6 protein-coding genes and 1 pseudogene are annotated in these 9041 nt (G+C 69.2%); 6 read left to right on the top strand and 1 reads right to left on the bottom strand.

What is annotated here, in order from left to right; translation table 11 throughout:
- Positions 1-115: pseudogene (locus AC067N_RS38740) on the bottom strand (IclR family transcriptional regulator); the annotation flags it as partial.
- Between the two features lie 149 nt (positions 116-264).
- Between AC067N_RS38740 and betA the strand changes: the two are divergent.
- From betA to AC067N_RS38770, 6 genes are all read left to right on the top strand, one after another.
- Positions 265-1935, top strand: coding sequence for a choline dehydrogenase (gene betA / locus AC067N_RS38745; RefSeq protein ID WP_478683655.1), 1671 nt, complete (start codon positions 265-267; stop codon positions 1933-1935).
- A gap of 3 nt (positions 1936-1938) precedes the next feature.
- A complete protein-coding gene (locus tag AC067N_RS38750; protein ID WP_478683656.1) occupies positions 1939-2775 on the top strand; it encodes a methylenetetrahydrofolate reductase in 837 nt (278 codons plus the stop codon).
- Between the two features lie 359 nt (positions 2776-3134).
- The gene (locus AC067N_RS38755; protein WP_478683657.1) at positions 3135-4604 is read left to right on the top strand and encodes an aldehyde dehydrogenase family protein; all 1470 of its coding nucleotides are present in this window, start codon (positions 3135-3137) and stop codon (positions 4602-4604) included.
- Between the two features lie 20 nt (positions 4605-4624).
- Entirely contained in the window at positions 4625-5713 is a 1089-nt protein-coding gene (locus AC067N_RS38760; RefSeq protein ID WP_478683658.1) for a quaternary amine ABC transporter ATP-binding protein, read from the top strand.
- Entirely contained in the window at positions 5713-7743 is a 2031-nt protein-coding gene (locus AC067N_RS38765) for an ABC transporter permease (RefSeq protein ID WP_478683659.1), read from the top strand. The genes AC067N_RS38760 and AC067N_RS38765 overlap by 1 nt, the downstream gene beginning before the upstream one ends.
- Positions 7744-7756: 13 nt before the next feature.
- Complete coding sequence (locus AC067N_RS38770; protein WP_478683660.1) at positions 7757-8734, top strand: ABC transporter substrate-binding protein; 978 nt, start codon at positions 7757-7759, stop codon at positions 8732-8734.
- Positions 8735-9041 lie beyond the last annotated feature (307 nt).

The following is a 9041-nucleotide window of genomic DNA, read 5'->3' on the forward strand; positions in this document are numbered from 1 at the left end:
CGCCGGCCTCCCCGCGCTGCGCGAGGATCTCCAGGACGCTGATGGCGCGGTCGACCGACTGCACTCCACCGGACGGCGCATTCGAGGTTTCGGTGTCTTGGCTGTGGTTGCTCACAACGAAACTATACGCGCGGTAAACAACACGATTGCAAGTAACAAGCGCGAAACCCACCTTTACAAGTTGCGTTGCTCGCAACCTGGTGCGTATCGCGATACCGGTCTAGCATGCCTCGCGTACCGATGGCGCGAGCGAGACGAGGCACCATGGCTCCCCTGCACTACGACTTCGTCATCGTCGGCGGCGGTTCGGCCGGCAGCGCACTGGCGAACAGGCTCTCCGCTGACCCGGCAAACCGTGTGCTGGTCCTGGAGGCCGGCCGCTCCGACTACCCGTGGGACGTCTTCATCCACATGCCCGCGGCGCTGACCTATCCGATCGGCAGCCGGTTCTACGACTGGAAGTACGAGTCCGAACCCGAGCCCCACATGGGCGGCCGGCGCATCTACCACGCGCGCGGCAAGGTGCTCGGCGGCTCCAGCAGCATCAACGGCATGATCTTCCAGCGGGGCAATCCCATGGACTACGAGCGCTGGGCGGCCGACCCCGGCATGGAGAGCTGGGACTACGCGCACTGTCTGCCGTACTTCCGCCGTATGGAGAACTGTCTCGCCGCCGACCCGGACGACGAGTTCCGCGGCCACGACGGCCCCCTCGTCCTCGAACGCGGCCCGGCGGCCAACCCGCTCTTCACCGCCTTCCTCAAGGCCACCGAGGAGGCGGGCTACGCCCCCACGGACGACGTCAACGGCTTCCGCCAGGAGGGCTTCGCCAAGTTCGACCGGAACGTCCATCGCGGACGCCGGCTCTCGGCCTCCAAGGCCTACCTCAAGCCCGCCATGAAGCGGCCCAACCTCACGGTCACCACCCGCGCCCTCGTCACCCGCGTCCTCTTCGAGGGCAAGAAGGCCGTGGGCGTCGAGTACCGACGCGGCAAGGGCGCCCCGCGGCAGGTCCGCGCCGGGGAGGTCATCCTGTGCGGCGGCGCCATCAACTCCCCGCAGCTGCTCCAGCTCTCCGGCGTCGGCAACGCCGAGGAACTGAGCGCCCTCGGCATCGACGTCGTCCACGACCTCCCCGGCGTCGGCGAGAACATGCAGGACCACCTGGAGGTCTACATCCAGTACGCCTGCAGACAGCCCGTCTCCATGCAGCCGTACCTGGCGAAGTGGCGAGCCCCCTTCATCGGGCTCCAGTGGCTCTTCCGCAAGGGGCCCGCCGCCACCAACCACTTCGAGGCCGGCGGCTTCTGCCGCAGCAACGAGGACGTGGACTACCCCAACCTCATGTTCCACTTCCTGCCGATCGCGGTCCGCTACGACGGCTCCGTGCCGGCCGGAGGCCACGGCTACCAGGTGCACGTCGGCCCCATGTACTCCGACGCCGTGGGCTCGGTGAAGATCAAGAGCAGGGACCCGCGCGAACACCCGGCGCTGCGCTTCAACTACCTCTCCACCGAGCAGGACCGCCGCGAATGGGTCGAGGCGATCCGTGTGGCCCGCAAGCTCCTCAACCAGCCCGCGCTCGCCCCCTACAACGGCGGCGAGATCTCCCCCGGTCCGTCCGTGGAGACGGACGAGGAGATCCTCGCCTGGGTCGCCAAGGACGGTGAGACGGCGCTGCACCCGTCCTGCACCTGCAAGATGGGCACCGACGAGATGTCCGTCGTCGACCCCGCCAGCATGCGTGTGCACGGCCTGGAGGGCCTGCGCGTCGTGGACGCGTCCGTGATGCCGTACGTCACCAACGGCAACATCTACGCCCCGGTGATGATGATCGCGGAGAAGGCCGCCGACCTGATCCTCGGCAAGGAGCCGCTGCCCGCGTCCACGGCCGCCTACTACCGCCACCGTGACGCCCAGAAGTCGGCGGGGTAGAGGTTGACCGCGCCAGGGCTCAGTGCGCTGCTGCGCCGCGTCCGCTACGAGGTACTGCCCGCCAGGGCGACGGAGGAGAAGGTCCTCGCCCATGTGCCGCGCGACGTCGTCGTCACCGTGACCGCGTCGCCCGTCAAGGGCCTGGAGCCGACCCTCGACCTCACCGCGCGGCTCGCCGCCCACGGCTACCGCGTCGTCCCGCATGTGCCCGCGCGGCTGCTGCGCGACGACGGGCATGTGAAGGAGACCGTCGACCGGCTCCGCGAGTCGGGCGTCGACGACGTCTTCGTGCCGGCCGGCGACGCCGATCCGCCGGCCGGCACGTTCGACGGCGCGCTGCCGGTGCTGCGCCGCCTCAGTGAGCTGGGGCGGCCCTTCGCCGAGGTCGGCGTCACCGGCTACCCGGAGAGCCATCCGCTGATCCACGACGACATCACCGTCCAGGCGATGTGGGACAAGCGCGAGCACGCCACGTACGTTGTCAGCAACCTCTGCTTCGATCCGCGGGTGCTGGGGCGGTGGATCGCCCGCGTGCGGGGCAGGGGCGTCGAGCTGCCCGTGTACGTGGGGGTCGCCGGTCCCGTGCAGCGGGCGAAGCTGCTGGCCATGGCGACGAAGATCGGGGTCGGGGAGTCGACGCGGTTCCTCGCCAGGCACCCGTTGTGGTTCCTGCGCTTCGCTGCGCCCGGCGGGTACGCGCCGGAGGCCCTGCTGACCCGGGCCGAGGGCGGCCTCACCACGCCCTCGGCGGGGGTGGCCGGGCTCCACCTGTTCACGTTCAACCAGGTCGCGGAGACCGAGGCCTGGCGGCGTGCTCTGCTGGACCGGCTCGGCGGCTGACGGCGCGCCCTCGGCGCCGTGTCCGTATACAAGAGGAGGCGGCCCGAACCGTGCGACGGACTCTGCGTGTGGCGGGCCGGCACCACCAGGTCGATGCCGAGGTCGCGCGCATCGGTATCGAGGAGTTTTCAGCTCCGTGTCGGGGTCGGAACCGGCCCTGTGTACAGCGCAACAAGATGAGCGATACGCAACAAGGTCATCGGACTCGGCTTGTGGTCAAGGGTGGACGCGGAACTGTCCGCATGGCTGAATCGTCATCCTCCACCCTCTTGACGTAGGTCTTGGCGCCCGCCAGGGTGTTCCACCACAAGCAATTAGATGCATGATGCGCAACGCATTTCGGCTGAAGGGCTTGGCGAGTGGCAGACCTGTATGTGGCGGGCACGTGGCGGGATCCGGTGGTCGGAGGGCTTCGGGAGATCCGCTGCCCCGCCGACGGCTCGCTCGCGGCGACCGTTTCGGAAGGCACCCGCCCCGACACCGAGGCGGCGATCGCGGCGGCCCGTGCCGCCTTCGACGAGGGACCGTGGCCGACCACCCCCGAGCGGGAGCGCGGCGCGCTGCTGCTGCGCACCGCGGACATCATCGAGCGCGACGCCAAGGAGTTCGCCCGCGCCGAGTCGCTGGACACCGGCAAGCGGCTGGTGGAGAGCGAGTACGACATCGCCGACGTGGTGTCCTGCTTCCGCTACTTCGGCGGCCTCGGCGGCACCGACGCCGGCCGGGTGATCGACACCGGACGCGACGACGCCGTCAGCCGCGTGGTCTACGAGCCGATCGGTGTCTGCGGGCTGATCACGCCCTGGAACTACCCGCTCCTGCAAGCCGGCTGGAAGGTCGCCCCGGCCCTCCTCGCCGGCAACACCATCGTCCTCAAGCCCAGCGAGCTCACGCCCTCCACCTCGATCCTGCTGATGAAGGCGCTCGCGGAGGCCGGGCTACCGGCCGGGGCCGCCAACCTCGTCCTCGGCACCGGCCCCGAGGTGGGCGCCCCGCTCTCCGAGGACCCGAGGGTCGACATGGTCTCCTTCACCGGCGGCCTGGACACCGGCAGACGGATCATGGCCACCGCCGCCGCGACCGTGAAGAAGGTGGCCCTCGAACTCGGCGGCAAGAACCCCAACGTGATCTTCGCCGACGCCGACTTCGAGACGGCCGTGGACTTCGCGCTCACCGCCGTCTTCCTGCACTCGGGCCAGGTCTGCTCGGCCGGAGCCCGGCTGATCGTCGAGGACTCCCTGCACGACCGCCTCGTCGACGAGATCGTCCGCCGCGCCCGGCTCATCCGGCTCGGCGGGCCCTTCGACCCCGAGGCCGAGACCGGCGCGCTGATCTCCGCCCGGCACCGGGAGAAGGTCGAGGCATACGTCGCGTCGGGCCTCGCCGAGGGCGCCGTCCTGCGCTGCGGCGGCGAGCGCCCCACCGACCCGGCGCTCGCGAACGGCTGGTTCTATCCGCCGACCGTGCTCGACGAGTGCCGGCAGGACATGCGCGTGGTGCACGAGGAGTCCTTCGGGCCCGTGCTCACCGTGGAGCGGTTCACCGACGAGGACGACGCCGTACGCATCGCCAACGACACCGAGTACGGGCTCGCCGGAGCCGTCTGGACGCAGGACGCGGGCAAGGCCCAGCGGGTCGCCCGCAGACTGCGCCACGGCACGGTGTGGATCAACGACTACCACCCCTATGTGCCGCAAGCGGAGTGGGGTGGCTTCGGGCACTCGGGCGTGGGACGGGAGCTGGGACCGACCGGCCTGAACGAGTACCGAGAGCCCAAGCACATCTGGCAGAACATCCAACCCCGGCCGCAGCACTGGTTCCGCGGCTGAACGCCGAAAAGAGGTCGATCGTGACCCCAACCCAGACCGAGGTGCCGCAGCGGCGCGGCACACCTCAGGACTCGGACGGTACGCCGGTCATATCCGTGCGCCGGCTGTGGAAGGTGTTCGGGCCGAAGGCCGAGCGGGTTCCGCAGTCCGAGGAACTGTGCGGCCTCACCCGCCGGGAGCTCATGGACCGCACCGGTTGCACCGCGGCCGTGCGAGACGTCGACTTCGACGTCCGCCAGGGCGAGGTCTTCGTCGTCATGGGCCTGTCCGGCTCGGGCAAGTCCACCCTGGTGCGATGTCTCACCCGGCTGATCGAACCCACCTCCGGGGAGATCGTCTTCGAGGGTGAGGACATCCGCGAGGCGGACGGCAGACGCCTCCGGGAGCTCAGGCGGCGCAAGTTCTCCATGGTCTTCCAGCACTTCGGGCTGCTGCCGCACCGCCGGGTCGTCGACAACGTGGCGTTCGGCCTGGAGATCCGCGGCATGAGCAAGGCGGAGCGGACCAGGCGGGCCCTGGAGGTCGTCGAACTCGTCGGCCTCTCCGGTTACGAGAACTCCTACCCCGACCAGCTCTCCGGCGGTATGCAGCAGCGCGTCGGCCTCGCCCGGGCGCTCGCCGGCGACCCGGACGTCCTCTTCTTCGACGAGCCCTTCTCGGCACTCGACCCGCTGATCCGCCGTGACATGCAGAACGAGGTCATCCGGCTGCACCACGAGGTCGGCAAGACGATGGTGTTCATCACCCACGACCTCTCCGAGGCGCTCAAGCTCGGCGACCGCATCCTCATCATGCGGGACGGCAAGATGGTCCAGTGCGGCACCGGCGACGAACTGGTGGGCGCCCCCGCCGACGACTACGTCCGCGAGTTCGTCAAGGACGTCCCGCGCGGCGATGTGCTCACCCTGCGCTGGATCATGCGCCCCGTCGCCGACGGCGACGCCCTGGACGGCCCCGAACTGGGCCCGGACGTCGTCGTCCGGGAGGCCACCCGCGCGGTCCTGGCGGCCGACAAGCCGGTCAAGGTCGTCGAGAACGGCGAACTGCTCGGCATCGTCGGCGACGAGGAGATCCTCGCGGTGGTCGCCGGGCAGGAAGGCGGCATGTGATGACCGTCGCCGTGGAGAAAGCGGAACAGCCGCAGAAGCCCGAACCCCCGCGGAAGTCCGACGCCGTACCCCCGGCCGCCGCTCCCGGCCCTCGCGCGCGCCGGGTGGGACGCGGCACCGTGGTCGCCGCGATCGTCGTCGCCTGGCTGGTGCTCTTCGTGCTGCTGCGCGGCAGGCAGACCCTCACCCTCGCCGCCGCGGACCTCACGGACCTGCACCGGTGGATCAACGACCTCAACGACTCCATCGGCGCCAACCGCAACTCCAACCCGCTCTTCCTGTACTTCTTCAACGAGATCCGGTTGGTCATCGGCACCCTGGTGACCTTCGTCCAGGAGCTGATCTCCCAGCCCTCCGTCGGCCGTCCCCTCCCACAGATCGGCTGGCTCGGCGTCGTCGGCATCGTCGGCTACGTCTCCTGGGCCGTGGGCAACTGGCGGGTGGCGCTGCTGGCCGTGGCCGGCTTCACCTTCTTCGGGCTGCAGGGGCTGTGGCAGGAGAGCATGGACACCCTGGCCCTCACCGTCTCCGCGGTCCTCGTGGCGCTGCTGTTCGCGATCCCGCTGGGTGTGTGGGCGGGGCTCTCCGACCGGTTCAACCGGATCGTGACGCCCTTCCTCGACTTCATGCAGACGATGCCGACCTTCGTCTATCTGGCCCCCCTGACCCTGTTCTTCCTCATCGGCGGCGCCTCGGCGACCATCGCCACCGTGATCTACGCGGCGCCGCCCGCGATCCGGATCACCGCGCACGCCATCCGCTCCGTGCCGGAGACCACCGTCGAGGCGGCCGACTCGCTGGGCGCCACCCGGCGGCAGGCGCTGCTGAAGGTGCTGCTGCCGATGTCCAAGCGGACCGTGGTGATGGGCGTCAACCAGTCGATCATGGCCGCCCTGGCCATGGTGACGATCGCCGCCCTGATCGACGCGCCCGGTCTCGGCAAGACCGTGATGCAGGCCCTGGAGTCGCTGGACGTGGGCACGGCATTCAACGCGGGCCTCGCCATCGTCATCATGGCGATCGTCCTCGACCGGGTCACCACCGCGGCCAGTGCGCGCCAGGAGACGGCCCGGCGCGCGAGCGGCCGGTTCGCGGCCTGGCGGAGGCCGCTGCTGGCCGTGGGCGGCGTGATCGCGGCGGTGCTCGTCTACATGTCGCACACCTATGTGTGGGCGGCGGAGTTCCCCGGAGAGGGCGGTGCCGGCAGTTCCATCGCGAGGACGGCCGACACCACGACGACCTGGGTGCAGGACAGCCTCTCGGGCCTCACCAACGCCTTCCGTGACGCCATCACCAACGGTCTGCTCAACCCGTTCCAGTCGCTGCTCACGGACTCGCCGTGGTGGCTGGTCGCGGCGGTGCTGATCGCGCTCGGTGCGGTGCTCGGCGGGTGGCGGGCCGGTGCCGTGGCCGCCGTCTGCGTGGCTCTGCTGGTCGGCACGGGGCTCTGGTCGGACGCCATGACGACCCTGGCCTCCACCCTCGTGGCGACCGTGCTGGTCATGCTGCTCGGCGTCGCCTTCGGGGTGTGGATGGGGCGCAGCCTCCTCGTGGACCGGGTGCTGCGGCCGACGCTGGACGCGGCCCAGGTCATGCCGCCGTTCGTCTATCTCGTGCCGTTCCTCGCGCTGTTCGGGGCGACCCGGTTCACGGCCATCGTCGCCGCGGTCGTGTACGCGGCACCCGTCGCCATCAAGATCATCGCGGATGGGGTGCGGGCCGTGCCGGAGACCACCGTGGAGGCGGCCACCTCCGCCGGGTGCAACACCTGGCAGATCATCACCAAGGTTCAACTGCCGATGTCACGCAGTGCCCTGACGCTCGCGACCAACCAGGGCCTGATCTACGTGCTGTCGATGGTTGTTGTGGGCGGCCTGGTAGGGGCGGGCGCCCTCGGCTACGACGTCGTGGCCGGATTCTCCCAGGGGCAGCTGTACGGGAAGGGCCTGGCGGCCGGGTTCGCCATCGTCCTGCTCGGAGTCATGTTCGACCGGATCACTCAGGCCGCGGCGCGACGCGTGAGCGCATAAGGAGCAACTGACCATGGCAACACAAGTACGACAGTGGAGAGCCGGCATGGCCGGAATGGCCGTCCTCGGTCTCGCCCTGACCGCCTGCGGCGGTGCGAAGGTCGGTGAGGACTCGGCGGGCTCGGGCGGTTCGGGGGACTCCGGGAAGTGTGGCGCCTTCAACCTCGCCGTCAACCCGTGGGTGGGCTACGAGGCGAACGCGGCGGTCGTCGCGTACGTCGCGGAGCACGACCTCGGTTGCAAGGTCACCAAGAAGGACCTGAAGGAGGAGATCGCCTGGCAGGGCTTCGGGACGGGTGAGGTCGACGCCGTCATCGAGAACTGGGGCCACGACGATCTGAAGAAGAAGTACATCACCGACCAGAAGACGGCCGTCGAGGCCGGCGCGACCGGGAACAAGGGTCTGATCGGCTGGTACGTGCCGCCGTGGCTCGCGAAGGAACACCCCGACATCACCGACTGGAAGAACCTCGACAAGTACGCCGACAAGTTCAGGACCTCCGAGTCCGGGGGCAAGGGCCAGCTCCTCGACGGCGACCCGTCGTTCGTCACCAACGACGAGGCTCTGGTGAAGAACCTGAAGCTGGACTTCAAGGTGGTGTACGCGGGCAGCGAGACCGCGCTCATCCAGGCCTTCCGCAAGGCGGAGAAGGACAAGGAATGGGTGATCGGCTACTTCTACGAGCCGCAGTGGTTCATGGCCGAGGTGCCCCTGGTCAAGGTGAAGCTGCCGGAGTACAAGACGGGCTGTGACGCCGACGCGGAGAAGGTCGCCTGCGACTACCCCGTCTACGAGCTGGACAAGATCGTCAGCACGAAGTTCGCCAAGTCGGACAGCCCCGCGTACAACCTGGTCAAGAACTTCACCTGGACGAACGAGGACCAGAACACCGTGGCGAAGTACATCGCCGTGGACAAGATGGCGCCGGAGGCGGCGGCGAAGAAGTGGGTCGAGGCCAACCGCGGCAAGGTCGACGCCTGGATCAAGTAGCAAGGCCGGAAGGCCGGTCGGACAGGCCCGGCGGGCGGCGTGCACAGGTGTGCGCCGCCCACCGGGCTTCGCCGTTCCGGGGGCCTTTCGCAAGGCCGTTTTCCGACGTCACGGACCTCTTGACACCCCCTCCTCGCGACAGGCACATTGAGTTGCGCAACCTGAACCATGTTGCGCAGACAGCAACTGAACCGGCTGGTCTTGTTTTCAATCGGAGGTGCGGCGATGGCGGGACCCCGAGTGGTCATCATCGGAGCGGGAGTCGTGGGAGCGGCTCTCGCGGACGAGATCTCCGCGCGTGGCTGGA

Source organism: Streptomyces sp. NPDC042364 (assembly GCF_056437585.1).